Below are 22,622 nucleotides of genomic sequence, written 5' to 3'. Positions count from 1 at the left end.
CTCCTGAATTGGGTTCGTTTCGATGATGCTCAAATAGTGATCATCGAGCAGGACTTGAACGGCCGATTTTGCATAGCAATGATGCAAATGCTGCATTGCACCATTAAGCTTCTGTTCATCTTGTAAGCAATGCGCGCCGGGGACGTGTCGCGAGTTTAGCCAACGTCGAGCACGATCTTGCCTATATGCTCGCCCTCCTCCATCCGCTCGTGAGCCCGCCAGGCGTCGGTGAGCGGGTAAATCATGTCCATGACGGGCGCCACCTTGCGCGTGCCCAGGAGAGGCCACACCTGCGCCTCCAGCGCCGCCGCGATCGCGGCCTTGAATTCGACGCTGCGCGGCCTCAGCGTCGAACCCGTATGGGTCAGCCGCTTGACCATGACCTTGGAAAAGTCGGCGCTCGCCACCGCGCCGGCCTGGACGGCGATCTGCACGATGCGACCCTCGACAGCGGCGGCCTCGTAGTTTCGCTGGATATAATCGCCACCGACCATGTCGAGGATGACGTTGGCGCCCCGGCCTTCGGTCGCCTCTTTGACCGCGGCGACGAAATCCTGCTCGCGGTAATTGATCGCGCGGTCGGCACCGAGCTTCAGGCAGGCGTCGCATTTCTCCTGGGATCCGGCGGTGGTGATGACATAGGCGCCGAAGGCCGAGGCGAGCTGGATCGCCGTGGTGCCGATGCCGGACGAGCCGCCATGGACGAGCAGTGTCTCGCCCTTCTTGAGCCCGCCGCGCTCGAACACATTGTGCCAGACGGTGAAGTAGTTCTCCGGCACCGCCGCCGCTTCCGTGTGGGTGAAACCCGCCGGCAGCGGCAGAACGCTGCCTGCATGAACCCTAGCATATTCGGCATAGCCGCCGCCGGGCGTGAGCGCGCAGACCCGGTCGCCGATGCGCCAGCGCGATATCTCGTCGCCAAGAGCGGCCACTTCTCCCGACACCTCGAGGCCCGGCAGGTCCGATGCGCCGGGCGGCGGCGGATAGGCGCCCTTGCGCTGCTGGACATCGGGCCGGTTGACGCCGGCGGCATGGACCTTGATCAGGATTTCTCCGGGGCCGGGCAGCGGCACGTCGCGCGTTTCCGGCTTCAGCACCCGGGGGCCGCCCGGCTCCGAGATCGCGATCGCCGTCATCCGTGCCGGAATTTTCTGTCCGCTCGCCATGAAGTTTCCCGTCTTTCCTCGCCGCACTCTTACCGGCTGTTTGCATCGACACCCCTGCCCTATGTATGCTCATTGCCAAATCAGGCAAATGGCCAATCTGGTCTGGCGGAGGAGGAGCAACGATGGCGATCTTCGACGACGAACCCAAGAAGAAGGCGCGCCCGCACGAGATCGGGCAGGACCTGTCGCTGCTTTCCGTCGGTGAACTGTCCGAGCGCATCGGCATCCTGCGCGACGAGATCGCCCGGCTGGAGGCCGAACTCAAGACCAAGGACAACACCAAGTCGGCCGCCGAGGCGCTGTTCCGTCGCGGATAATTCGCTGAGGTAACCGCCCGCCGCCGAAAAGCCCGAATGCGACTGTCTTCAAACCTGCGTCCCTCCCAGTGCAGCCGGATCAAAAAATGCTCGCAGCCTACAGACCGATCCTTTCCCTGCTTCGCGGCACCGCCTTCCTTCTGGCGGCATCGGGACTGCACGGGCTGCTGTTGCCTCTGCGCGGCCAGGTGGAAGGATTCTCGACCGCGTCGCTTGGCCTGATGGGCACGGCCTGGGCCGGCGGCTTCGTCACCGGCTGTTTCTTTGCGCCCCGCATCGTGCGCCGCGCCGGACATGTGCGCGCCTTCGGCGCCTTTGCCGCGTCCGGCGCCATCGTGGCGCTGCTGACGGGCCTTGTCATCGACGAGTATGTCTGGATCCTGCTGCGCGCCTTCACAGGTTTTACCATGGCCGGCGCCTTCATGGTCATCGAGAGCTGGCTGAACGAGAAGGCCACCAACGAGAACCGCGGCACCGTCTTCGGCCTCTACATGATGGTCACCTATGCCTCGATCATGGGCGGACAGATGATCGTCGCCGGCGGTGACGTGAAATCGGCGTCGCTGTTTATGATCACGGGCATCCTGTTCTGCCTGTCGCTCATTCCGACCGCGGTCTCGACGGCCTCGCATCCGAAGCCGCTGCAGGACGTCAAACTCGACGTCAGGGGACTCTACGCCAACTCTCCGGTGTCGGCGATTGCCTGCCTCTTGATCGGCATCGCCAATGGCGCCTGGGGCACGCTTGGCGCGGTTTACGGAGCCCGCATCGGCATCCCTACTGCCGAGATCGCCTTGATGATGAGCCTTGTGGTCGTCGCCGGTGCCGCCATGCAGCTTCCGGCCGGGCGTCTCTCCGACAAGACCGACCGCCGTTTCGTGCTGGCCGGTGCGGCTTGCGGCGCGGCGCTGTTTGCGCTTCTCATCTTCCTGTTCGAGCCGCGCTCCGCAGTCTTCGTCCTCGTCTTAACCGCCGCCTACGGCGCTTTCGCCTACACGCTCTATTCGATTGCCGTGGCGCATGCCAACGACCACGCGCGCTCCGAGGATTTCGTCAAGGTATCGGGCGGCCTGCTGCTGCTTTACGGCTTTGGCACCATGATCGGGCCTTTGCTGGCGGCGGCCCTGATGAGCTGGATGCGCCCGGAGGGCCTGTTCCTGGCGACCGCCTTGGCGCATCTGTCCCTGGCAGGCTATACGCTGCTGCGCATCAGCCGCCGCGCTCCGGTGCCGATCGAGGATCGCGATGCCTTCAAGACGCAGCCGGCCGACCGTTCGGTGACCCCCGAAGCATTGCGGCTCGATCCGAGAAGAAAAGCAGAAGCAAACAGTTGAGATTTGAAAAACTTTGCCTCACAAATGAGGCATGATGTTTTCCGACGCCTTCATGGCGATCGCCGACCCCAATCGGCGCCATCTTCTGGAAGAACTTCGACGCGGTCCGAAGACCGTCAACGAATTGGCGGCCGGGCTGCCGGTCTCCCGTCCGGCCGTGTCACAGCATCTGAAAGTGTTGCTCGATGCCGGACTGGTCAACGCCAAGGCTGAAGGCACGAGGCGTGTCTATACGGTGAGCAATGCCGGCTTCCTGAGACTCAACATCTGGCTCGATCAATTCTGGGAAGCCTGATTATTTCTAATGCATGTCGCGCAAAGTGATCTCGGTTTTGCGCGACATGCATCGGGCAAAGACCTGAGGCGCGTCGCAAGTATCCTTTTCGACGCGACGCGCTTTAGCCGCGGTACCCGCCCTGTCTAGTTCTCGGCCAGGAAGTCGCCGAGCCGATCCAGCAGGCGTTCCCATGAGAGGCGCCGCTCGTTGATCCAGTGCTCGGCCGCTCGCAGTGCCTTCGGCTCGATCTGGCAGGTGCGCACCCGCCCGACCTTCAGCGTGCGCACGAGGCGGCTCGCCCTCCAGGCGATTGAGGTGCTGGACGACCGCCGACAGCGACATGGACAGCGGCTCGGCCAACTGGCTCACCTAGACGGGGCCGCGTGACAGCCGGTCGACCATCCGCCGTCGCGCCGGATCGGCGAGGGCCTGAAACATCAGGTCGAGCCGGGCGGGATCATGCAGCATCGCGATCAGCCGTTGTTGTAGGGGAAGAGCTTGAAATAGGGCTGCGCCTCCTCGATCACCCTGATGAAGGCGGCGCGCTGCAGCAGGCGGTCGAGATAACGCTTCACGGCGGGATATTTGTCGCCGAACGGCTCGACCTTGTTGGCGTAGAAGAGCGCCGGAGACGCCGCGCAATCGGCCATGGTGAAGGCATCGCCCACAGCCCATTCTCTCGATTGCATCTCCTGTTCGATGATGGCGTAGGAATTGCGCAACTGGCCGCGCGCCTGCTCGACACCGAAGGGATCGGTCTTGTCCTGCGGCCGCAACCTGTCGCCGACGATCTTCTGCATCGGCTCCTGCACATAGAAATCATAGAAGCGGTCGGCCTGGCGGACCGCCAGTGCCAAGTCGATGTCGGCGGGAACGAGGTCGACCGGTCCCGGATAGTGCGCGGCCAGATATTCCACGACAATGGTTGACTCCAGCACCGTACGGTCAAGCGCGTCGTCGCGCAGCGCCGGCATCTTGCCGGTCGGCGAAACCTTCAGGAAGGCCGCGCGCGATTGCTCGTCGCCGAGATCGACAATGACCGGCGAAAAAGGCGTGGCATTCTCGTAGAGGGCGATCAGCGGCTTCCAGCAGAAGGAGGCCAGCGGATGGAAATGCAGCGTCAGGGACATTCTTGTGCTCGTCTGTTTCTGCGGCAATACTGAATCATCTGCTTAACTATTTCGGTGAGCCTGCTCATCAAGGCTGACCCGCGAAGTCTCAGCTGGATCGGACGTGCGCGACGATGGCGGCTTCCATGTCAGGCCAGTCGTCCGGATGCAGTTCGTAACCGCCGCCTTCGACGCGAAGGAGTTTCGCGCCGGCAACAGCTTGGGCCAGGGCCTCGCCATGCTCGACCGCAAAGATCGGATCCAACGTGCCGTGGATGACCAGCAATGGCGCTTTCATCTCGTGCAGGCGACCCTTCCACTGATCCGTGCCCTTGAGCATGAAATGATTGGTGGCGCTCAGGAAGCCGCCGGACCTGATATAATCCCGTTCGATGAACGCTCTCATCCCCTCCTCATCGAACGGATGGGCAGTGCCGGCGATTGCCCGCGCATCCCTGACCATGAAATCGATGACCTGGCGGCGGTCCGCCCAATCGACTTTGGTCCCCTCGGCCGAATGCTCCAAATAGGCGTCGGTCGTCTGCGGCAAATGCGAAGTGTCGGTCCCCACGGGCGAACTGCTGATCACCGTCAGCGATGCGACACGGGAGGGGTGCTTGAGCGCGACGAGTTGTGCGATCATGCCACCCATCGACATGCCCGCGACATGCGCCTTGCCGATGCCGTGGCTGTCGAGAACGGCAATTGCGTCCTCGGCCATGTCGTCGAAAGTATAGGGCGGCTGTCCCACCGGATATTTGGTCGACCGGCCAGTGTCGCGATTGTCGTAGCGGATCACGTATAGGCCGGCATCCGCCAGCTTCCGGCAAAACGCCTCTGGCCACCAAAGCATCGAGGCCACAGCGCCCATGATAAGCAGCAGTGCCGGATCCGCTGGATCGCCGAAGGTCTCGGATATGATCTCGGGACGGTCTTGGGTTGTCATCTCATGGCCTTCTCTTCTGCTTGCATTTTGCAATCGGTTGCACGATAATAAAACTGATACGATAATGCAACCGGTTTTGTGGAGAAAATGGAATGACGCTCGATCGCCGGTCCGGCTGCCCGATCAACCTCTCGCTGGAGGTGTTCGGCGACCGCTGGAGCCTGATCATCCTGCGCGATATGATTTTTGGCGGCAGGCGCCATTTTCGTGAACTGCTTAACGGGTCGATGGAAGGCATTGCCTCCAACATCCTCGCCGACCGGTTGAAGCGGCTGATGGAGCTCGGCATGCTGACCAAGGCGGACGATCCTTCGCACAAGCAGAAGGCGATCTACAGCCTGACCGAGATGGCCATCACGCTGGTGCCGATCCTGGCCCATCTCGGCGCCTGGGGCCGCGTCTGGCTGCCGACCAGCGAGGAACTTTCGATCCGCGCCGAACTCCTGGACAAGGGCGGACCGCCAATGTGGGAGAAATTCATGGCCGAGTTGCGCCATGAGCACCTCGGCACACCCCTCGATACAGCGCCCGGCCCCTCTGTCCGCGCGACGTTGCGGGCCGCCTATGAAGCGGTCGTTGCCGAAAAGGCGCTCAACGCCAGCCCGGCCGGCTGATCAACTATTTTCCCCGTTGAAAGGCCGGCTCTGCTACAAGGGACGGAAATCACACGTGACGGGATTGGATAGACTCTTGGTTGAGAACTCTAGGGATACTGCCCGCGCGCGTGCCGATCTGCGCTTCAAGAAGCAGGAAGAGGCGGCGACGGTCCGTCAGAAGGCCATGGCCGAATACGTCGCCGAGAGCGACGCCCGCAAGGCCAAGACCGACAAGCTGCGAGCGCTGCGGCTCGCCAAGGAAGCCGAAGATCTAGCCAACACGCCTGCCGCCCCCGCCAAAAAGCCGGCCCGCGCCAAGAAAAAGTAACGCCCCGCCTTTCCGCCAATTCCTCGCCTTGAATCGAGCGGTCGTGACGCCGTCGGACAGAGGCGCCTTGATCCCGCGGCTTCACAGGATGCAATTTCAACCGAAACCGGGATTGCCTCGTCCGGCTGGCCGTCGATGATTGGACTGTTCAACAGGAGATCGCCATGACCGCGCTATCGCTCGAAAAGGCCGTCGAGATCATCAACGCCGCCTTCGCCAGGGGCGCCGATCTCAAGCTCAAGCCGCTCGGCGTCTCGGTGCTCGACGCCGGCGGGCACCTGGTCGCCTTCCAGCGCCAGGACGGCGCTTCGTTCCTGCGCCCGCAAATGTCGGCAGGCAAGGCCTATGGCGCGCTGGCCATCGGCATGGGCTCGCGCAAGGTCGAGGCCTTCGCGAAGGAACGTCCGCATCTGGTTGCCGGCATTTCCGACGTGTCGGGGGGACGCGTGCTGCCGGTCGTCGGCGGCGTGCTGATCCGCGACAAAGTCGGCATCATCATCGGCGCCGTCGGTATTTCCGGCGACACGTCAGACAATGACGAGGCAGCCGCGATTGCCGGCATTGAAGCCGCCGGCTTCACCGCTGACCCGGGCTGAGCCTCAATTCAAATTGATGTCGCGGCTGGCCGACCGCATCGACACCGCGAACCCGGCCAGCACGTCGAACAGCGCGATGATCATCAGAGTGAAGAAGATGGAGTGGGCGGCACCCTTCACCAGCAGGAACTCGACCAGGAAAGCGACGAAGACAAGCGTCGACAAGAGATGGTCCATGATCGAGGCCGTGGTCGTGCGCGCCGACTTCACCATTTCGAGGAACAGGAAGATCAACCCGATCAGCACGATCAGGTCGCCGAGCGTCATCGAGAACACCCCGCCCGACATCATGCGGAACGAGAATATCTCGCTCGCCCACGGATCGTCGCCGCCGCCGAATATACCGAGCAGGCCGAGATTGTAGAGCACGAAAGGCACGATCAAAAGCGGGACGGCACCGAACATCTGGCGTCTCCATATGGGGGCACCTTCTGTAGAATGCTCCACAGGCACGGCGTCAAGATTTTTCGCGCACGGCCGCAAACACGGTCGAAGACCGGATGCAACAACCATGTCAGCCGTTTGCCCGGTCGACATGAAAAAACGAGAGACGAAAACTCGGCGCTTGAAGTAGCCGGCGCGCACGCCGCACCAAACGCAAAAAGACCAGCCAGAGGCCGGTCTTTTGCAACTCTAACCTTCGAAAAAAAGCTGGGCTCAGCTTTCCTTGGGCGTCAGCACCTGGCGACCACGGTACATGCCGGTCTTCAGGTCGATGTGGTGCGGGCGGCGCATTTCGCCGGAATTCTTGTCCTCGACATAGGTCGGGGCCTTGAGGGCGTCGGCCGAGCGGCGCATGCCGCGCTTGGACGGAGAGGTTTTGCGTTTCGGAACGGCCATGGATATGCTCCACTACATGGTCAAAAGCCCCGCCCGCCCTCGTGAAAGGGCCATGTCGGGGCCTAAATCTGAGAAAGTCGGGTGCCTATACACGCCTGACACCGTTTTGGCCAGCACTGCGGTGAATCTTTTTTGTACGGCTAGTCCAGACAGCCGACATAAGCGCCTGAGCGCCCGGCGCGCCGCTCTATCAGGTTGGCAAGCCGTCTGAGGCCCGGTCCGGGTTTTGCCGGATTGCGGGCGATCGGGTTTGGCAGAGCGACAGCGAGAAGGGCCGCCTGCCGGCGCGACAACTGCTTTGCGGAAATGCCGAAATGGTGCTGCGCCGCCGCCTCGATGCCGTAGATGCCCGGCCCCCATTCGGCGATGTTGAGATAGATCTCCATGATGCGCCGTTTCGACATCACCGCGTCGAAATAGACGGCCAGCGGCAGTTCGACGACCTTGCGCACCGAGCCCAGCGGCCTTGACCAGAGGAAGAGGTTCTTCACCGTCTGCATGGTGATGGTCGAGGCGCCGCGTGTCGCCTCGCCGGCCAGCGCATCGTCGACGACGCCCCTGAGCTCGCCGAGATCGACGCCGCGGTGGAAACAGAACTGCCCATCCTCCGACATGATGACCGAATGGGCGAGCACGGGTGCCACGTCATCAATGGAAACCCAGCGCCGGTCGTAGCCGGAGAAGGTTGCAAGGTCCTTCAGCATCAGCGTCGATACCGGGTGCACGAAGAACGGCAGGTAGAGAAAGGTCAGCACCACCGGGATAAGCGCCAGCACGGCGGCCACGACGATGCCACGCCGGACCCAGCGCCTGAGACTGCGACGGTTCACGCCTCGCGATCTCGTCGCCATGTCCAGCTTTTCGGTCTCATGATCGACGATCGGTTCCGCCAAGCCGCCCAACCCGTACTTCTCCTTGCTCCGGCATAATGGCGCTTGCCTTCTTGCGCAACGTCTGAGTGTCGGCTACCGGTCCCGGCCATGACGAATGAGGACGAAATGGCGTTCGAAATGGCGCTCATCAGCCGCGCGGCGGCCGCCGAGATGATGCTGCGCCGGTTGCTCGACGACCGCCCGCTATCGGGCGAGATCGCGCGGCCCGATCGCCTGATGGCGGCGATGCGGCATGGCGTGCTGAACGGCGGCAAGCGCCTTCGCCCCTTCCTGGTCATGGAAAGCGCGGCACTGTTTTCCGCCGATGGTGAAGCGGCACTGCGCGTCGCGGCGGCACTCGAATGCGTGCATTGCTATTCGCTGATCCATGATGACCTGCCGGCAATGGACGATGATGACCTGCGTCGCGGCCAGCCGACCGTGCACAAAGCCTTTGACGAGGCCACCGCCATCCTGGCCGGCGACGCACTGCTGACGCTCGCCTTCGATATTCTCGCCGACGAAGCGACCGCGCTGCCGGCCGAGCGGCGGTGCGCGCTGGTGCTGGCGCTGGCCCGCGCCGCCGGGGCCGGTGGCATGGTCGGCGGCCAGAAGCTTGATCTCGAAGCCGAGCTGGTGCGACCGGACGAGGCCGGCATCATCCGGCTGCAGGCGATGAAGACCGGCGCCTTGATCCGCTTCGCCTGCGAGGCGGGTGCAATCCTGGCCGGCGCACAGTCGGATGACTGGGAAAGGCTGGCCGAGTTCGGGTCAGCGATCGGCCTTGCCTTCCAGCTCGCCGACGACCTGCTGGATCTGACGGCCGACGCCAGGCAGATGGGCAAGGCGACCGGCAAGGATGCCGCCGCGGGCAAGGGGACGCTGGTTGCCTTGCACGGCGCGGATCGGGCACGCAAGCAGCTCGACGGTCTTGTCGGCCAGGCGCACGCGCTGCTCGAACCCTATGGCGAAAAGGCGGCCCTGCTGAAGGCCGCCGCGACCTTCGTGGCAACCCGCAACAGCTGACGGAAGGCCCATATCGGGTTGCATTGCACCTGTGGTTGTGCCAACGAAATCTTAATGTAAATGAAGCGTAATTCCAATTCTTAGAATGCGTATGTGTTGGGGTTGCGCATGCCGGACTATTCTTCTTTCATCCGGTCCGTCCGGATACGTTATCTTTCAGGATTGTTGGTTTTCGCGCTGGCTTCGGCCGCCATCATGGGTGCGCTCAATCGCGTCAATTCCTTGCGCCATGAAATCGATGCGCTGAGCAGCAATCTCGTCGTTTTCACCCGCGATCTGCGCAACGCCACCAGCTTCGCCGAGACAACCAGTTCCGCCTGGCGGATCGAGACGCGCGATGCGCTGACGGCTTCGGCACGCGACCATTCCGAGCGTCTGACCGGCGAGATCGAGGCACTGACCGCCCAGTTCGCGGCGATACGCCAGCGCCTGTCGGCCAAGACCGTCAACGAACTGGCAGCCGCTTCCGTCAACGGCGATCTGTTCTGGTCGCCGCGTGACATGGTTCGCAACTTCAATCTGATGTCGGTGGCGCAAAAGACCGATGAATGGAGCCCTCGCGAAATCCGCAACCAGAACGACCTGTTCGTTCAGCCCATGCTGGTGCGGGTCCGCACCGCGATGGACGAGGAACGCCATCTGGCGGACGCCTCCAGCGACCGGCTGCTTTTGTGGGCGAGCGGCCTGTTGTTCGCCGTCCTGGCCATTGTCGCCTTCTGGATCTTCCGGCCGATGGAACAGGCGATCCGCCGCGCTTTTGCCCAGTCGGCCGAATCCTTGTTCAAGGCCGAGGCGGCCGACCGCGCCAAGTCGGAATTCCTGGCCAATATGAGCCACGAGATCCGCACGCCGATGAACGGCGTGCTCGGCATGGCCGAATTGCTGGCCAAGACCGAGTTGAACCCGCGCCAGAAGACCTTCACCGACGTTATCGTCAAATCAGGCAACGCGCTTCTCACCATCATCAACGACATTCTCGATTTCTCGAAGATCAATGCCGGGCAGCTGACGCTCGACCCTGCTCCTTTCCGCCTCTCGGAAGCGGTGGAGGATGTGGCGACGCTGGTCTCGGCGCGCGTCGCCGAGAAGAACCTGGAACTTATCGTGCGCGTCGACCCCAGGCTGCCGGCCCATGTCGTCGGCGACGCCGGCCGCTTTCGGCAGATCGTCACCAACCTGGTCGGCAATGCGGTTAAATTCACCGAGAAGGGCCATGTGCTGATCGATGTCGGCGGCGAAACCGTCAACGACGTCATCCAGCTCAAGCTGCGCGTCGAGGACACCGGCATCGGCATCCCGGCCGAGAAATTGCAGAACGTGTTCGAGAAGTTCGCCCAGGTCGATGGCTCCTCGACCCGCCGTCACGAAGGCACCGGCCTTGGACTCGCCATCGCCGCCCGTCTCGTCGACCTGATGGCCGGCAAGATCGGCGTCGAGAGCGAGATCGGCCGCGGCTCCGTCTTCTGGTTCGCCGTGCCGCTGCCGGTCCACCGTGCCGAGGCGCGCGATGCTATCGTGCCGGTGGACGTCACCGGCGCGCGCGTGCTGGTCATCGACGACAATCCGGTCAACCGCGAGATCCTGCTCGAACAGCTCAGAAGCTGGAGCTTCGACTGCGCCGCCGCCGAAAGCGGCGCGGTTGGCCTCGCCTTCCTCGACCGCGCCTGCCAACTCGGCGCCAGCGTCGACTGTATCATCCTCGACTATCAGATGCCCGGCATGAACGGCGCCGACGTCGCCCGGGCCATCGCCGCGGACAGCCGGCTGTCCGCCATCCCGGTCGTTATCCTGACCTCGGTCGACCAGGTCGATTTCGGCAAGATGATCATCGACTTCGGCATATCGGCGCATCTGACCAAGCCGGCGCGGTCGGCGGTCCTGCTCGGCACGGTCATCTCGGTCATCCAGAAGGCGCGTTCGCAGGCCGGCAAGGCGCAGTTCATTCGCGAGCCGGCCCAACCGATGCCCCAGGCGGCTCCGCCGGCCTTCACGGTTATCCGTGGCCCGGCCGTACCGGTCGCGGCAGTGCCAGAATCGAATGCGGCGCCGAACAGCCCGATCGACATCCTCATCGCCGAGGACAATGACGTGAACCAGATGGTGTTCGGCCAAATCCTCAATGGGCTCGGCTTGAGCTACCGCATCGCCGGCAATGGCCGCACCGCGGTCGAGATGTACCGGTCGCTGCACCCGAGGCTGGTTCTGATGGACGTCTCAATGCCGGAAATGAACGGTTATGAGGCGACACGCGCCATCCGGGCCATCGAAGCTTCGTCCGGCGGCCACATCCCGATCATCGGCGTCACCGCGCATGCGCTGAAGGGCGACCGCGACAAGTGCATCGAGGCCGGCATGGACGACTATCTGCCCAAGCCCGTTTCGCCCGATCGCCTCGGCGCCAAGATCGGCACCTGGCTCAGCGAGACGGTGGTGGCCAAGACGGCCTGACTATCCATCAACGCCTCAGACGGCTGCGTCCAGATGAAAGCGGCGCATCCAGTCCAGGCTTGTCTCGTCGGCGAGCTTGGCGGCGCCGGGCCTGACATGCCGGGCATCCGGTGCCCGGACGCCCAGGGCTTCGCAGATGCGCAGCAGTGCCACGGCCGGCTCGGCGGCAAGGTGCTCATAGCTGATCCGCAATGGCGCTATGCCCTGTTGCGCGAACCAGATGTTCCAGGCGCCATCATAGGCTTCCAACTCTTCGACCTCACCCTTGATGCGCACGAAATCATAGTGAGGTCCCCTGGCAGGCCCTACCCTTTCGATTTCGGTTCCGTCGGGGGCGATATGCCAAAGACCGGTTTGCCGGGCTTTGACCAGGGAGACGGCCTGCGCGAGCTTGTTTTCGCGCGACAGGTGTATGTAGAGGACACGGCCAAAAGCCCTCTCGAAACGCGCTTTGTCCGACGCGAACTCCGGAAAAATCCCGTCGAGTATCGCTGAAAGCTCGCCCAGGTTCTCCCGCATCAGGCGCAAGCCGAAGATTTCAGTATCGCCCTTGCCGGCACCGATCGCCGCATTGAGATAGGCAAGCTGGAATTCAAGCTCGCCCATCGTGTCGCGAGCGGGCAGTCCCCAATCCTCGGCCCACTCCGGCACATCCTGCCGCCGGTAGAAGGAGTGGGGATCGCCGGTCGTTCCGGTGGCCGCCAGCAGCTTGCACAGCAGGGTGCTGCCGGTTCTGGGCGTGCCGCAGATGATGTATCCGTCGAACATGGGCGCTCGCGATGACAGGGCTGCTGCCCAAGGAGAGATGGTGGCCGCCCTAAATTGTTGCTGGATGCGACGGGCGCCGTCTTCAGGCCTTTACCGGTTGCGCACCACCACGCAGGCGCCACCGACGCTTTGCAGTTTCTGGCAGATGACATTGGCCGCAGTTCGGTCGTCGATCCCGATCCTGACGGCGTAGATGCCGCGCCGGCCGATCGGCGTGCGCACCCGGCTCACCACCGGATCATGCCCGGCAAGCAGGGCCGGAAAACGGCCCCGCACCCTGAGCCATTGGCTGATCGCGGCACTGCGGCGGAAATTACCCGCCACCTGGACGCCCCATGGCTTGATGTTGATCGAGGCCATCGCCACCGTTCTCGACATGATCACCGGCAGCTTGCGGCAGGCGACCGCGAAATCCAGCTTGCCGTCGAGTGGCTCGACCTTTCCGGCATAGGCCCGGTCCGTGAACTTATCGACCGGCTCGCCCATCACGTCGAAGACATAGCTTTCCGTCTCCATCGGCAGGAAGCCGCCGGAATTCAGCCAGCGCGACACTCGGCTCTCGCCGGCATTGTAGGCGGCGGCAGCCAGGCCAAGATTACCATAGCTGGTCTTCATTTCGGCGAGATATCTAGCCGACGCCGGGATCGCCTGGTTGATATCGAAGGAATTTTCCAGCCCCCGCATCTTGGCGGTGCCCGGCATGAACTGGGCGATGCCCTCGGCGCCGACGGGACTGACGGCATTGGGATCGAACCGGCTTTCCTTCCAGATCAGGCGGGCGAAGAAGTCCCGGGGCAGATCGTTCTGGTCGGCATGCGCCTGGATCAGGTTGCAGACCTTATCGATCAGCCGCTGCTTGGCCGATTGCGGCGGGTCGGCCTGGGCAAGCGTCGACCAGGCCATGCCGCACAGGAAAATCAGCGTCGCCCAGGGGAAACGCCGCATCTGGCCTACTCTGCCGCGGCCTTGCCGCCCTGACCGAACCTCTGTTCGATATAGTCGGCGACCATTTTCTCGAAATCCGCCGCGATCGACGGCCCCCGCAGCGTCGCCGCCTTCTTGCCGTCGACGAAGACGGGCGCGGTCGGCGTCTCGCCGGTGCCGGGCAGCGAAATGCCGATATCGGCATGCTTGGACTCACCCGGGCCGTTGACGATGCATCCCATCACCGCGACCTTGAGGTTCTCGACGCCGGGGTATTTCTCACGCCACACCGGCATGTTCTTGCGCAGGTCCGCCTGGATGTTCTGCGCCAGTTCCTGGAACACGGTGGAGGTGGTGCGGCCGCAGCCGGGGCAGGCCGCGACGATCGGCACGAACTGCCGGAAGCCCATGGTCTGCAGCAGTTCCTGCGACACCTGCACCTCGCGGGTGCGGTCGCCATTGGGCTCCGGCGTCAGCGAGATGCGGATGGTGTCGCCGATGCCTTGCTGCAGGAGGATGCCCATCGCGGCGGAAGAAGCAACGATGCCTTTGGAGCCCATGCCGGCTTCGGTGAGGCCGAGATGCAGCGCGTGATTGGAACGGGTGGCGAGTTCGGTGTAGACGGCGATCAGGTCCTGCACGCCACTGACCTTGGCCGACAGGATGATTTTTTCGCGGCCAAGGCCAATCTCTTCGGCCATCTCGGCCGACAGGATCGCCGACTGCACGATCGCTTCTCGCGTGACTTCCTGCGCGGTCAGGGGGAAACCCTTGTCCTGGTTGTCGTCCATCAGCCGGGTCAACAGTTCCTGGTCGAGCGAGCCCCAGTTGACGCCGATGCGTACCGGCTTGTCGTGCTTGATCGCCATTTCGACGATATCGGTGAACTGCCGGTCCTTCTTGTCCTTGAAGCCGACATTGCCGGGATTGATGCGGTACTTGGCCAGCGTCTCGGCGCACGCCGGATGGTCGGCCAAAAGCTTGTGGCCGATATAATGGAAGTCGCCGACCAGCGGCACATTGATGCCGAGCCGCAACAGGCGCTCGTGGATACGCGGCACGGCGGCCGCACTCTCGTCGCGGTCGACGGTGATGCGCACGATTTCGGAACCGGCGCGGTGCAGCGCCGCGACTTGCGCGACCGTGTGGTCGATATCGGCCGTGTCGGTGTTGGTCATCGATTGCACGACGACGGGCGCGCCGCCGCCGACGACCACACCGCCGACATCGACGCCGACCGAGGTGCGGCGGGGGAAGGGAAAGGAAAAATATCCGGTCATGCCGGCAGCCTTTTGTCTCTGGAGCGCCATGCGTCTCTCTGGAGCGCTATGCGTCTCTCTGAAGCCCGTGCGTCCGCTTGGACGCACAAGCCGGGTCCGATGCGCTGAAGTCCGGGCATGAGGTGGAGGACCAAAGATGGCTTGTCAATGGCGACAGGTCGCCACTGGCAGCAATTGATCCCCGCTGGGGACCTGAAACAGCACGCCGACCTGACGGCGGCCGGGCGTAAGGATATTAGCTTCGACTTATGGAATCGCTGAAATTAAAACCACTGTACCGGCGGCAGGTGCCGCCGGCAAGGAAGACCGCCAGTGGTGAGCGGCTATGTCAGGTGAGCGTCAATGCGAGGTTGGTTGCGCCCTCAGTTTCTCAATCGCATCCTTGAGTGCCAGCTTGCGTCGCTTGAGATTTACGATGTCGAGATCGTCCACCGACGGGTGGTTCATCGCGTCATCGATTTCGCGTTCGATGTCGCCGTGTTTCCGCTGCAACTCATCAAGATGGGATGCAAGAGACATGATTGGTTCTCCCTTTCATGGTTTCCTCGATTGCAGCCGTCAAAGGCACGTCCACCGCAGGTCGCATCTGTGACGGCACAATGACAGTGTGCCACCATCAGGCGGCGATGTCGAATGCTGCGTGGTAGCATTCCACGACAACGTGAAATGTGATATGGGCTGCGCGCCGGTGGCAGAAATTGCCGCCCCCGCCCAACCAGGCCCAGTTTTGGGCGCCGCAGACGTGCAGACGGTAGAGAATGTCCGATCAGGAACAGGCCGATACTCGCCTCGAATTTTCCCGGCTGAAGCAGGAACACGCCGATTTCGATGCCGCGATCAACGCGATGATCGCCATGAATTGCGACCCGCTGCAGATCCAGCGCATGAAAAAGAAGAAGCTGGCCCTCAAGGACCGGCTGATGAAGCTGGAAGACAAGATCATTCCAGACATCATCGCCTGAGACGCGGACGCGTCGCGCCCGCCGGCACTTTCCACCTATCCGCCAATCGAAAGCCCGGCGGCGCGGCGGCGCAGCAGGCCGATGAGATCGGCGGTCCGCTCCTCCGACGTGTCGATCGGAACCACCAGGCACATCGTTGCTTCGACCTTGCCTGGCGCTGAAAAGACCGGCACGGCGAGGCATTTCGTATAGGCGTCGATCAGACCCGAGGTGACGCAGTAGCCGGTCACCCCTGCCTTTGCGATATCGGCGATGAAATCCTCGAGCCGCAGCTTGCGGCCGTCGGGCAGCACGAGATCGTCGTCCGACACCATGGCTTCGATCGCCGCTCTATCCAGCCCCGCAAGCAGCAGCCGGCCCGAAGCAGTCCAGGGCAGCGGTATCTGCAGGCCGGTGGCCGAACTGATGCGGAACGGCCTGGTGCCGGGGCTGGAATGGACGATCGTGTAACGGCCGCTCTGCAGCATGCACAGTTCCGAGGTCTCGCCGGTCTCGCGCGACAGATGATCGACCTCCTGGCGCCCGCGCCGCAACAGGTCGTTGCCGCGCACATAGTCCATTCCGTAGAGGTAGAGCTTCTTGCCGAAATAGACGCGGTTGCCGTCGCCGGCCATTTCCAGCAGACCGGCATCGACCAGCGACCGCACCAACGTGTAGGTCGTCGAACGCGGCGCACTGACCCCCTTGGCGAGATCGCCGATGCCGATAGCACGCTGCGTCGTGTGAAGAAACTCCAGTATCTCCAAGACCCGGTTGAGGCCTTTCTCGCGGGAGGCGGTCGTCTTCTCGTCGGCCGAAATTGCCAAAACACTACCATCTTGCATTGTCGATTCCCGGTGTTAGTATCTGTCTTGTACAGGATACATGCGTCTCTTGTAAGAGACAATCTTTGATAATCGCTGTCGCGTGCATGGCCTGTGCATAGGGGAACACAACACGAAAGGAGGTCGCCGTGAACGACACATCCGGAAGACGTGATTTTCTGAAATTGGGAATGGCGGGACTTGCGACGGCAGGCGTTCTGGCAACCGTCGATGCCCAGAAGGCCGCAGCGCAAGCCGCATCCGACAGCCTGCTGCGCACCGTGCTCGACCGCGGCAAGCTGATTGTCGGCACCGGCAGCACCAACGCACCCTGGCATTTCGAGAACGATGCCGGCGAACTGGTCGGCATGGACATCACCATGGGCCGCATTCTCGCCAAGGGCCTTTTCGACGATCCGACCAAGGTCGAGTTCGTCATGCAGGATCCGGCGCAGCGCATTCCCAACGTCACCACCAACAAGGTCGACATCACCATCCAGTTCATGACCATGACGGCCCAGCGCTCGCAGCTGATCAACTTCTCCCGACCCTACTATGTCGAGGGCGTTGCCTTGCTGACGCTGCCGACCGCCGAGAACAAGACCTTCGACAAGCTGCTCGCCGGCGGTTCGGCGACCCGCATTTCCATCCTGCAGAATGTCGACGCCGAAAGCTCGGTTCACTATGCTCTGCCACAGGCGCAGGTGCTGCAGATCGACACCCAGGCCAACGTGCTGCAGGCGCTTGAATCCAAGCGCGCCGACGCTGCCGCTGTCGACCTGTCCACCGTTCGCTGGCTCGCCTCGCGCAATCCCGACAAGTATTTCGATGCCGGCAAGAGCTGGTATTCGATGCTTTACGGCGCAGCACTTCGGCAAGGCGATCTCGACTGGCTGACCTTCGTCAACCAGACCTTCACCATCGCCATGTTCGGCCATGAATCAGCGCTCTACGACGCAGCCTTCAAGGACTATTTCGGCCAGGAACCGCCGGCGCGTCACCCCGGCTTCCCGGTCATCTGATCCCGGATTGCGGAAGGGCGGTATTCCAGCCCTTTCGCAATCGACTCGACGCCCTTCACACCGAGGCGGATGCATGGGCTATGCCCTCAATTTCAACCTGATCTGGCGGCATTTCGACAAGCTCTGGGGCGGCCTGCTGCTCAGCCTCGAACTTGCCGTGATCTCGATCGCCATCGGCGTCGTCATCGGTCTGGTGCTCGCGGTCTGGTATGTCTCGGCCGGACGCGTGGTGCGGGCGGTGATCGCGGCTTATGTCGAATTCATCCGCAACGTGCCGCTGATCCTGCTGGTCTATCTCGTCTTCTACGGCCTGCCGACCGTGGTCGACCTGGCCTACAGCGCACCAACCTCATTTGTACTGACCCTGTCGGTCTATAGCGGCGCCTATCTGGTCGAGGTGTTTCGCTCGGGCCTCGAGGCCGTCCCGCGCGGCCAGCTCGACGCCGGCAAGGCGATCGGCCTGACGCCTTGGCAAAGGCTGCTTCATGTGCGCCTGCCGACCATGCTGCGCATCACGCTGCCGGCGCTCTCCAACACCTTCATCTCGCTGTTCAAGGACACCTCGATCGCCTCGGTCATCTCGGTGCCGGAACTCACCTTCGGCGCCCAGTGGATCAACTTCAACACCTTCCGCATCGTCGAGGTCTACCTGGTCACCACCGCCATGTATCTGGTGACGGGCTACATCATGCTTTTTGGACTGCGGCTCGTGGAGCGCCGGTTCAGGGCGGCGCGCTGACATGCTGAGCCAGATCCTCTACGCACTGCCCTTCCTTGCCGCAGGCTTCGCCGTGACCTTGTGGGTCTCGCTGCTGGTCGTGGTTCTGTCGCTCATCGCCGGCGTCCTGCTGGGCGTTGGCCTGGTCTATGGACCAATGCCGCTGCGCTGGGCGGTGCGCATCTTCTCGGACACCATTCGCGGCATTCCGATCCTGGTGCTGATGTTCTTCGTCTATTACGGGCTGCCCGCGATCGGGCTGCATCTGCCGTCGTTCTGGGCCGCGGTTTCCGCGCTCACTCTGTTCAAGACGGCGCAGGTCATCGAGTATCTCAGGGGCGCGGTCGGCTCGATCCCGAAGGGACAGTCCGAGGCCGCGATGGCGATCGGGCTGACCTTTCGCCAACGGCTCACCTACGTCATCTTTCCGCAGGCCTTCAGGCGCTTCCTGCCGCCCTGGATCAATGGGGTCACCGACGCGGTCAAGGGCAGCGCACTGGTGTCGCTGCTCGGCATCACCGACTTGATGCAGGCCATCAACCAGGTCATCGGCCGTACCTATGAAGCGATGCCGCTCTATATACTGGGCGCGCTCATCTATTTCGCGGTCAACTACGCACTCTCGCTCGCCAGCCGGCGGCTCGAGCGGCGTTTCTCCTTCATCCGGGAATAGCACGATGTCCGAAGCCCCAAACGCCGGTCCGGTACTGCTCGACGTGCGCGACGTCTCAAAAGCCTTCGGCACCGTCGAGGTGTTGCGCTCCGTCAGCCTTCAGGTGAAGCGCGGCGAGGTGGTGACCGTCATCGGCCCTTCCGGTAGCGGCAAGACCACCCTGCTGCGCTGCGTCAACTTCCTCGAAAGCTACGACAGCGGCTCGATCCGCATCGATGGCAACGAGGTCGGCTACCGCGAGGCCGGAACGCGCCAGCGCCGCAGCGAGCGCGATCTTGCCGCCATGCGTGCCGAGACCGGCATGGTGTTCCAGAGCTTCAACCTGTTCCCTCACCTGACGGCGGCCGGCAACATCATGCTGGGCCTGACCAAGGTGCGCGGAAAAAAGGAGGCCGAGGCGCGATCGATCGCAGAACATTGGCTCGGCCGCGTCGGCCTCGCCCACAAGGCCGACAGCCTGCCGGCTGAACTCTCCGGCGGCCAGCAGCAGCGCGTCGGCATCGCCCGCGCCGTGGCCATGGAACCGAAGATCCTGCTGCTCGACGAAATTACCTCCGCCCTCGATCCCGAACTGGTCGGCGAAGTGCTGGCCGTGGTGCGCAGCCTGGCCGAGGACGGCATGACCATGCTGATGGTGACCCACGAAATGGCCTTCGCCCGCGACGCTTCGAGCCGCATCGTCTTCATGGCCGACGGCGGCGTCAGCGCCGTCGGGCCGCCGAGGGAGATCCTCGCGACGGAGACCACCAACGAGCGCCTCCGCACTTTCCTGGCGCGCTTCCGCGCCTCGCACTTCTAAACCCAGGCGGCCAGGCCGCCCAAGGAGCCTTCATCCATGACGCCTTATATCAGGCTCGCCGAACTCGGCCTGACGCTGCCCGAGCCGCCGACGCCGATCGCCAACTTCGTCACCCATGCCGAGAGCGGCCGGTTGATCTTCCTCTCCGGCCAGGGGCCGCTGCGCACCGACGGCACACTTTGCACTGGCAAGGTCGGGGAGGATGTGACGGTCGAGCAGGCCTATCAGCATGCCAGGCTGACCGGGCTCAACCTGCTTGCCGTCATGCATGCCGCCGCCGGCGATCTCGGCCGCATTGTGCGCGTCGTCAAGCTGCTCGGCTTCGTCAACGCGACGCCGACCTTCAGCGACCATCCAAAGGTGGTCAATGGCTGTTCGGATCTGTTCGCTAATGTCTTCGACAATATCGGCGGCCACGCGCGCTCGGCGATCGGCGTCGGCTCGCTGCCTGGAAACATCACCGTCGAAATCGAAGCGGTCGTCGAGATCGCCGCCTGACCTGCCACCCACGGGATTTGCTCACATGAAAACCTATTCCGACACCGGCTCCAACACCACCATCCGCGAACGGCTGGGCTTGCGGCCGATCATCAACGTCTCCGGCACCATGACCGCGCTCGGCGCCTCGATCATCGTCCCGGAAGCCATCAGCGCCATGGCCGAAATGGCCTCGCAATGGGTGGAGATGGACGATCTGCAGCGCGCCGCGAGCACGGTTGTCGCGCGCCTCACCGGCGGCGAGGCCGGCTTCATTACCGCCTGTTGCGCAAGCGGCATCACCATGGCGATTGCCGGCGCGATGACCGGAACCAACCTGCTCGCTATCGAGCGTCTGCCCGACGACACCGGCGACCTCAAATCGGAGGTCGTCATCCAGCTTGGCCACATCGTCAATTACGGCGCGCCGATCGACCAGTCGGTCCGCGTCGCCGGCGCCAGGGTGGTGCCCGCCGGCACGGTCAGCGTCACCCAGGACTATCATGTGCGCGAAGCGATCAACGAGCGCACGGCGGCGGGCCTCTACGTCGTCGCCCACCACACCGTGCAATACGGCATGCTGTCGCTGGAGGAATTCTGCGAGATCTGCCACGCCAAAGGGGTGCCTGTCATCGTTGATGCCGCGTCCGAATACGATCTGCGCGGCTTCCTCGCGCGCGGCGCCGATGTCGTCATCTACAGTGGCCACAAATTCCTGAGCGGGCCGACCAGTGGCATCGTCACCGGCCGCAAGGACCTGGTGCGATCAGCCTATCTGCAGAACCGCGGCGTCGCCCGCGCCATGAAGGTCGGCAAGGAAAGCATCGCCGGCATCATGGCGGCGCTCGAAGCCTGGGAGAAGCGCGACCATGCCGGCATCCGCCGGCGTGAGGAGGCGGCACTCAATCTGTGGAAGGACACTTTGCAGGGACTGCCCGGCATCGCCGCCATCATCATTCCCGACCCCACCGCCAATCCGCTCGACCGGCTGCAGATATTCGTCTCGCCCGAGAGCCGCTTCACCGCCGCCGGTCTTGCCTCGGCGCTTGCCGCCGGCTCGCCGCCGATCATCGTGCGCAACCATGAGGTCGAGCGCGGCCATTTCTTCCTCGACCCCTGTAATCTTCATCCCGGCGAGGCGGAGATCGTCGCTGAGCGCCTGCGCGCCGTGCTGACCGCGAAGGAGCGCCCGGGCGACGCGATGAAAATTGCGCGCAAGGATTCGTCGGGTGTTTTGCGCTGGCCGGATTGATCGCCAACCGACCACGCCGAAAGCACCGGCTGATCACGCGACCGTGAACAGCCGGATTTGCCCGCGCGGGAATAAATCGCCTCCTCAACAAGTCTCCTCGACATACGCCACGGCTGGCGTTGAGGAGATCGGCATGCCCCATCATCGCGAGCACAGCGAACCTGGCTGCGGCGGCAGCCGCCGTCATGCGCTGGCGAGCATGACCGTCGTCAGTCCCTCCTCCGTGGCGCGCTTTCCTTTCATGGCGCTTGACACTGGTGAGGCAGATGAATTCACTTTCAGCAAGGCAAGCGACTTTGCCCGTTTCCGGGGGCTTTGCCCCTGCAAGCCAGGCAAAATCGCTGTCGCATCTTGAGGCGGCACGGCCTGTCCGCTCCGGAGGGGAACATGGTGCTGCTTTGAGCGAGAGGGCCATGGCAGAGCGCTTCAACCAGGTGGTGCTGCCGCATCTCGGCGACGCGCTGGCGCTTGCCCGCTGGCTGACCGGCAATGCCGCCGACGCCGAGGATGTCGTGCAGGACGCCTGCATCAAGGCGCATGCCGGCATGTCGGGCTATGCCGGCGGCAATGCCCGTGCCTGGCTGCTGACCATCGTGCGCAACACCTCCTACACCTGGATGGCGCGCAACCGGCCGCGCGCCATGATGGCCGTCGGTGATCTCGGCGATCTCGACGACATGGCGGCGGCCCATGGCACCCGCCTGCCCGACGAGGACGGTCCGGAAGCGAGCCTCATCGCCAGGGCCGATACGGCGGCACTCGAAGCGGCAATCGCTGCCCTGCCGCAGCCGTTTCGCGAAACGCTGGTGCTGCGCGACATTAACGGCCTTAGCTATCGTGAGATTGCGGCCATGCTCGACGTGCCGATCGGCACGGTGATGTCCAGGCTGGCCCGCGCCCGCGGCCTGCTGGCGTCTGAACTGGGGAGAGCGCCATGACCGGCCATGACGACGGACTGCCCAATGATCCCGAAGGTATCAGACTGATGATCCACGCCCTTGTCGATGGCGAGCTTGATGCGGCGGCGGCCCTTGCTGTGGAGCGTCGCATCGCCGCCGACCCCCGGCTTGCCGCCGAGCATGCCCGCAT

Annotated in this window: 28 protein-coding genes and 1 pseudogene; 17 read left to right on the top strand and 12 right to left on the bottom strand. The window is 63.4% G+C overall.

What is annotated here, in order from left to right:
* Nucleotides 1–155: 155 nt before the first annotated feature.
* Nucleotides 156–1,166, bottom strand: a complete 1,011-nt coding sequence (locus tag O7A61_RS09390) for an NAD(P)H-quinone oxidoreductase (protein ID WP_337129467.1) — start codon at nucleotides 1,164–1,166, stop codon at nucleotides 156–158.
* A gap of 122 nt (nucleotides 1,167–1,288) precedes the next feature.
* Here O7A61_RS09390 and O7A61_RS09385 point away from each other — a divergent pair, with 122 nt between their 5' ends.
* The 3 genes from O7A61_RS09385 to O7A61_RS09375 all read left to right on the top strand — a co-directional run bounded on the left by O7A61_RS09385 (nucleotide 1,289) and on the right by O7A61_RS09375 (nucleotide 3,112).
* Nucleotides 1,289–1,483, top strand: a complete 195-nt coding sequence (locus O7A61_RS09385; RefSeq protein ID WP_027141877.1) for a DUF1192 domain-containing protein — start codon at nucleotides 1,289–1,291, stop codon at nucleotides 1,481–1,483.
* 68 nt (nucleotides 1,484–1,551) lie between these two features.
* Nucleotides 1,552–2,817 carry an MFS transporter gene (locus tag O7A61_RS09380; RefSeq protein WP_337129465.1) on the top strand — a complete coding sequence of 422 codons (1,266 nt, stop codon included), beginning with the start codon at nucleotides 1,552–1,554 and terminating at the stop codon, nucleotides 2,815–2,817.
* Nucleotides 2,818–2,848: 31 nt separating this feature from the next.
* Complete coding sequence (locus O7A61_RS09375; RefSeq protein ID WP_010911936.1) at nucleotides 2,849–3,112, top strand: ArsR/SmtB family transcription factor; 264 nt, start codon at nucleotides 2,849–2,851, stop codon at nucleotides 3,110–3,112.
* Between the two features lie 125 nt (nucleotides 3,113–3,237).
* Here O7A61_RS09375 and O7A61_RS09370 read toward each other — a convergent pair.
* The 3 genes and pseudogenes from O7A61_RS09370 to O7A61_RS09360 all read right to left on the bottom strand — a co-directional run bounded on the left by O7A61_RS09370 (nucleotide 3,238) and on the right by O7A61_RS09360 (nucleotide 5,149).
* A pseudogene (locus tag O7A61_RS09370) lies at nucleotides 3,238–3,562 on the bottom strand (ArsR/SmtB family transcription factor).
* 5 nt (nucleotides 3,563–3,567) lie between these two features.
* Nucleotides 3,568–4,224, bottom strand: a complete 657-nt coding sequence (locus tag O7A61_RS09365) for a glutathione S-transferase family protein (protein WP_337129464.1) — start codon at nucleotides 4,222–4,224, stop codon at nucleotides 3,568–3,570.
* Nucleotides 4,225–4,312: 88 nt separating this feature from the next.
* Nucleotides 4,313–5,149, bottom strand: coding sequence for an alpha/beta fold hydrolase (locus O7A61_RS09360; RefSeq protein ID WP_337129463.1), 837 nt, complete (start codon nucleotides 5,147–5,149; stop codon nucleotides 4,313–4,315).
* A 92-nt stretch (nucleotides 5,150–5,241) separates the two neighbouring features.
* Here O7A61_RS09360 and O7A61_RS09355 point away from each other — a divergent pair, with 92 nt between their 5' ends.
* The 3 genes from O7A61_RS09355 (at nucleotide 5,242) to O7A61_RS09345 (ending at nucleotide 6,669) form a co-directional block, all read left to right on the top strand.
* On the top strand, nucleotides 5,242–5,763 hold the full coding sequence (locus O7A61_RS09355; RefSeq protein ID WP_337129462.1) for a winged helix-turn-helix transcriptional regulator: 522 nt from the start codon (nucleotides 5,242–5,244) through the stop codon (nucleotides 5,761–5,763).
* Nucleotides 5,764–5,839: 76 nt separating this feature from the next.
* The gene (locus O7A61_RS09350; RefSeq protein ID WP_135863133.1) at nucleotides 5,840–6,073 is read left to right on the top strand and encodes a hypothetical protein; all 234 of its coding nucleotides are present in this window, start codon (nucleotides 5,840–5,842) and stop codon (nucleotides 6,071–6,073) included.
* A 164-nt stretch (nucleotides 6,074–6,237) separates the two neighbouring features.
* Nucleotides 6,238–6,669, top strand: a complete 432-nt coding sequence (locus O7A61_RS09345) for a GlcG/HbpS family heme-binding protein (protein ID WP_337129461.1) — start codon at nucleotides 6,238–6,240, stop codon at nucleotides 6,667–6,669.
* A gap of 3 nt (nucleotides 6,670–6,672) precedes the next feature.
* On the opposite strand, the gene O7A61_RS09340 is transcribed toward O7A61_RS09345, so the two are convergent.
* The 3 genes from O7A61_RS09340 to O7A61_RS09330 form a co-directional block, all read right to left on the bottom strand.
* Complete coding sequence (locus tag O7A61_RS09340; RefSeq protein WP_027141869.1) at nucleotides 6,673–7,074, bottom strand: hypothetical protein; 402 nt, start codon at nucleotides 7,072–7,074, stop codon at nucleotides 6,673–6,675.
* 252 nt (nucleotides 7,075–7,326) lie between these two features.
* Complete coding sequence (gene rpmF, locus O7A61_RS09335; RefSeq protein WP_008834724.1) at nucleotides 7,327–7,509, bottom strand: 50S ribosomal protein L32; 183 nt, start codon at nucleotides 7,507–7,509, stop codon at nucleotides 7,327–7,329.
* 140 nt (nucleotides 7,510–7,649) lie between these two features.
* Nucleotides 7,650–8,411: a biosynthetic peptidoglycan transglycosylase gene (locus tag O7A61_RS09330; protein ID WP_337129459.1), complete on the bottom strand. Its 762-nt coding sequence runs from the start codon at nucleotides 8,409–8,411 to the stop codon at nucleotides 7,650–7,652.
* Between the two features lie 78 nt (nucleotides 8,412–8,489).
* On the opposite strand from O7A61_RS09330, the gene O7A61_RS09325 reads away from it, so the two are divergent.
* Both O7A61_RS09325 and O7A61_RS09320 read left to right on the top strand, forming a co-directional pair.
* Nucleotides 8,490–9,407, top strand: coding sequence for a polyprenyl synthetase family protein (locus O7A61_RS09325; RefSeq protein WP_337129458.1), 918 nt, complete (start codon nucleotides 8,490–8,492; stop codon nucleotides 9,405–9,407).
* 108 nt (nucleotides 9,408–9,515) lie between these two features.
* Nucleotides 9,516–11,855 (top strand): response regulator, encoded by a 2,340-nt coding sequence (locus O7A61_RS09320; protein ID WP_337129457.1) that lies wholly within the window; start codon nucleotides 9,516–9,518, stop codon nucleotides 11,853–11,855.
* Nucleotides 11,856–11,870: 15 nt separating this feature from the next.
* Here the strand turns inward: O7A61_RS09320 and O7A61_RS09315 are convergent, their stop codons facing one another.
* The 4 genes from O7A61_RS09315 to O7A61_RS09300 all read right to left on the bottom strand — a co-directional run bounded on the left by O7A61_RS09315 (nucleotide 11,871) and on the right by O7A61_RS09300 (nucleotide 15,346).
* Complete coding sequence (locus tag O7A61_RS09315) at nucleotides 11,871–12,623, bottom strand: Stf0 family sulfotransferase (protein ID WP_337129455.1); 753 nt, start codon at nucleotides 12,621–12,623, stop codon at nucleotides 11,871–11,873.
* A gap of 90 nt (nucleotides 12,624–12,713) precedes the next feature.
* Complete coding sequence (locus O7A61_RS09310; RefSeq protein ID WP_337129454.1) at nucleotides 12,714–13,568, bottom strand: lytic transglycosylase domain-containing protein; 855 nt, start codon at nucleotides 13,566–13,568, stop codon at nucleotides 12,714–12,716.
* Nucleotides 13,569–13,573: 5 nt separating this feature from the next.
* Complete coding sequence (gene ispG / locus O7A61_RS09305) at nucleotides 13,574–14,827, bottom strand: flavodoxin-dependent (E)-4-hydroxy-3-methylbut-2-enyl-diphosphate synthase (protein ID WP_337129497.1); 1,254 nt, start codon at nucleotides 14,825–14,827, stop codon at nucleotides 13,574–13,576.
* A 339-nt stretch (nucleotides 14,828–15,166) separates the two neighbouring features.
* A complete protein-coding gene (locus tag O7A61_RS09300; protein ID WP_027141862.1) occupies nucleotides 15,167–15,346 on the bottom strand; it encodes a YdcH family protein in 180 nt (59 codons plus the stop codon).
* A 239-nt stretch (nucleotides 15,347–15,585) separates the two neighbouring features.
* Here O7A61_RS09300 and O7A61_RS09295 point away from each other — a divergent pair, with 239 nt between their 5' ends.
* Nucleotides 15,586–15,789, top strand: a complete 204-nt coding sequence (locus tag O7A61_RS09295) for a YdcH family protein (protein ID WP_027141861.1) — start codon at nucleotides 15,586–15,588, stop codon at nucleotides 15,787–15,789.
* A 35-nt stretch (nucleotides 15,790–15,824) separates the two neighbouring features.
* Here O7A61_RS09295 and O7A61_RS09290 read toward each other — a convergent pair whose 3' ends face one another.
* Complete coding sequence (locus O7A61_RS09290) at nucleotides 15,825–16,613, bottom strand: IclR family transcriptional regulator (protein WP_337129453.1); 789 nt, start codon at nucleotides 16,611–16,613, stop codon at nucleotides 15,825–15,827.
* 170 nt (nucleotides 16,614–16,783) lie between these two features.
* Between O7A61_RS09290 and O7A61_RS09285 the strand changes: the two genes are divergently transcribed.
* The 8 genes from O7A61_RS09285 to O7A61_RS09250 all read left to right on the top strand — a co-directional run bounded on the left by O7A61_RS09285 (nucleotide 16,784) and on the right by O7A61_RS09250 (nucleotide 22,471).
* A complete protein-coding gene (locus O7A61_RS09285; RefSeq protein ID WP_010911956.1) occupies nucleotides 16,784–17,614 on the top strand; it encodes a transporter substrate-binding domain-containing protein in 831 nt (276 codons plus the stop codon).
* Between the two features lie 73 nt (nucleotides 17,615–17,687).
* A complete protein-coding gene (locus tag O7A61_RS09280) occupies nucleotides 17,688–18,353 on the top strand; it encodes an amino acid ABC transporter permease (RefSeq protein ID WP_027141859.1) in 666 nt (221 codons plus the stop codon).
* Between the two features lies 1 nt (nucleotide 18,354).
* Nucleotides 18,355–19,005, top strand: coding sequence for an amino acid ABC transporter permease (locus O7A61_RS09275; protein WP_140809717.1), 651 nt, complete (start codon nucleotides 18,355–18,357; stop codon nucleotides 19,003–19,005).
* Nucleotides 19,006–19,009: 4 nt separating this feature from the next.
* Entirely contained in the window at nucleotides 19,010–19,804 is a 795-nt protein-coding gene (locus O7A61_RS09270) for an amino acid ABC transporter ATP-binding protein (protein WP_337129452.1), read from the top strand.
* Between the two features lie 36 nt (nucleotides 19,805–19,840).
* Entirely contained in the window at nucleotides 19,841–20,302 is a 462-nt protein-coding gene (locus tag O7A61_RS09265) for a RidA family protein (RefSeq protein WP_337129451.1), read from the top strand.
* 25 nt (nucleotides 20,303–20,327) lie between these two features.
* Nucleotides 20,328–21,533: an aminotransferase class V-fold PLP-dependent enzyme gene (locus tag O7A61_RS09260; protein ID WP_337129450.1), complete on the top strand. Its 1,206-nt coding sequence runs from the start codon at nucleotides 20,328–20,330 to the stop codon at nucleotides 21,531–21,533.
* A 133-nt stretch (nucleotides 21,534–21,666) separates the two neighbouring features.
* Nucleotides 21,667–21,888 (top strand): hypothetical protein, encoded by a 222-nt coding sequence (locus O7A61_RS09255; protein ID WP_337129448.1) that lies wholly within the window; start codon nucleotides 21,667–21,669, stop codon nucleotides 21,886–21,888.
* 58 nt (nucleotides 21,889–21,946) lie between these two features.
* Nucleotides 21,947–22,471, top strand: coding sequence for a sigma-70 family RNA polymerase sigma factor (locus O7A61_RS09250; RefSeq protein ID WP_337129447.1), 525 nt, complete (start codon nucleotides 21,947–21,949; stop codon nucleotides 22,469–22,471).
* Nucleotides 22,472–22,622: the final 151 nt, after the last annotated feature.

Origin of the sequence: Mesorhizobium sp. Cs1321R2N1 (genome assembly GCF_037179725.1) — a bacterium.
Classification (GTDB): Bacteria; Pseudomonadota; Alphaproteobacteria; order Rhizobiales; family Rhizobiaceae; genus Mesorhizobium; species Mesorhizobium salmacidum.
This window is presented reverse-complemented; position numbering and strand designations above follow the sequence as displayed.

Bases quoted from the DNA above. Each gene is read 5' to 3' on its own strand.
- O7A61_RS09375 (WP_010911936.1), top strand. From the start codon at position 2,849: ATGATGTTTTCCGACGCCTTCATGGCGATCGCCGACCCCAATCGGCGC.
- rpmF (WP_008834724.1), bottom strand. From the start codon at position 7,509: ATGGCCGTTCCGAAACGCAAAACCTCTCCGTCCAAGCGCGGCATGCGC.
- O7A61_RS09355 (WP_337129462.1), top strand. From the start codon at position 5,242: ATGACGCTCGATCGCCGGTCCGGCTGCCCGATCAACCTCTCGCTGGAG.
- O7A61_RS09250 (WP_337129447.1), top strand. From the start codon at position 21,947: ATGGCAGAGCGCTTCAACCAGGTGGTGCTGCCGCATCTCGGCGACGCG.
- O7A61_RS09310 (WP_337129454.1), bottom strand. From the start codon at position 13,568: ATGCGGCGTTTCCCCTGGGCGACGCTGATTTTCCTGTGCGGCATGGCC.
- O7A61_RS09345 (WP_337129461.1), top strand. From the start codon at position 6,238: ATGACCGCGCTATCGCTCGAAAAGGCCGTCGAGATCATCAACGCCGCC.
- ispG (WP_337129497.1), bottom strand. From the start codon at position 14,827: ATGACCGGATATTTTTCCTTTCCCTTCCCCCGCCGCACCTCGGTCGGC.
- O7A61_RS09340 (WP_027141869.1), bottom strand. From the start codon at position 7,074: ATGTTCGGTGCCGTCCCGCTTTTGATCGTGCCTTTCGTGCTCTACAAT.
- O7A61_RS09320 (WP_337129457.1), top strand. From the start codon at position 9,516: ATGCCGGACTATTCTTCTTTCATCCGGTCCGTCCGGATACGTTATCTT.
- O7A61_RS09265 (WP_337129451.1), top strand. From the start codon at position 19,841: ATGACGCCTTATATCAGGCTCGCCGAACTCGGCCTGACGCTGCCCGAG.
- O7A61_RS09275 (WP_140809717.1), top strand. From the start codon at position 18,355: ATGCTGAGCCAGATCCTCTACGCACTGCCCTTCCTTGCCGCAGGCTTC.
- O7A61_RS09255 (WP_337129448.1), top strand. From the start codon at position 21,667: ATGCCCCATCATCGCGAGCACAGCGAACCTGGCTGCGGCGGCAGCCGC.
- O7A61_RS09360 (WP_337129463.1), bottom strand. From the start codon at position 5,149: ATGACAACCCAAGACCGTCCCGAGATCATATCCGAGACCTTCGGCGAT.
- O7A61_RS09285 (WP_010911956.1), top strand. From the start codon at position 16,784: ATGGCGGGACTTGCGACGGCAGGCGTTCTGGCAACCGTCGATGCCCAG.
- O7A61_RS09365 (WP_337129464.1), bottom strand. From the start codon at position 4,224: ATGTCCCTGACGCTGCATTTCCATCCGCTGGCCTCCTTCTGCTGGAAG.
- O7A61_RS09325 (WP_337129458.1), top strand. From the start codon at position 8,490: ATGACGAATGAGGACGAAATGGCGTTCGAAATGGCGCTCATCAGCCGC.
- O7A61_RS09385 (WP_027141877.1), top strand. From the start codon at position 1,289: ATGGCGATCTTCGACGACGAACCCAAGAAGAAGGCGCGCCCGCACGAG.
- O7A61_RS09280 (WP_027141859.1), top strand. From the start codon at position 17,688: ATGGGCTATGCCCTCAATTTCAACCTGATCTGGCGGCATTTCGACAAG.
- O7A61_RS09300 (WP_027141862.1), bottom strand. From the start codon at position 15,346: ATGTCTCTTGCATCCCATCTTGATGAGTTGCAGCGGAAACACGGCGAC.
- O7A61_RS09290 (WP_337129453.1), bottom strand. From the start codon at position 16,613: ATGCAAGATGGTAGTGTTTTGGCAATTTCGGCCGACGAGAAGACGACC.
- O7A61_RS09270 (WP_337129452.1), top strand. From the start codon at position 19,010: ATGTCCGAAGCCCCAAACGCCGGTCCGGTACTGCTCGACGTGCGCGAC.
- O7A61_RS09390 (WP_337129467.1), bottom strand. From the start codon at position 1,166: ATGGCGAGCGGACAGAAAATTCCGGCACGGATGACGGCGATCGCGATC.
- O7A61_RS09260 (WP_337129450.1), top strand. From the start codon at position 20,328: ATGAAAACCTATTCCGACACCGGCTCCAACACCACCATCCGCGAACGG.
- O7A61_RS09315 (WP_337129455.1), bottom strand. From the start codon at position 12,623: ATGTTCGACGGATACATCATCTGCGGCACGCCCAGAACCGGCAGCACC.
- O7A61_RS09295 (WP_027141861.1), top strand. From the start codon at position 15,586: ATGTCCGATCAGGAACAGGCCGATACTCGCCTCGAATTTTCCCGGCTG.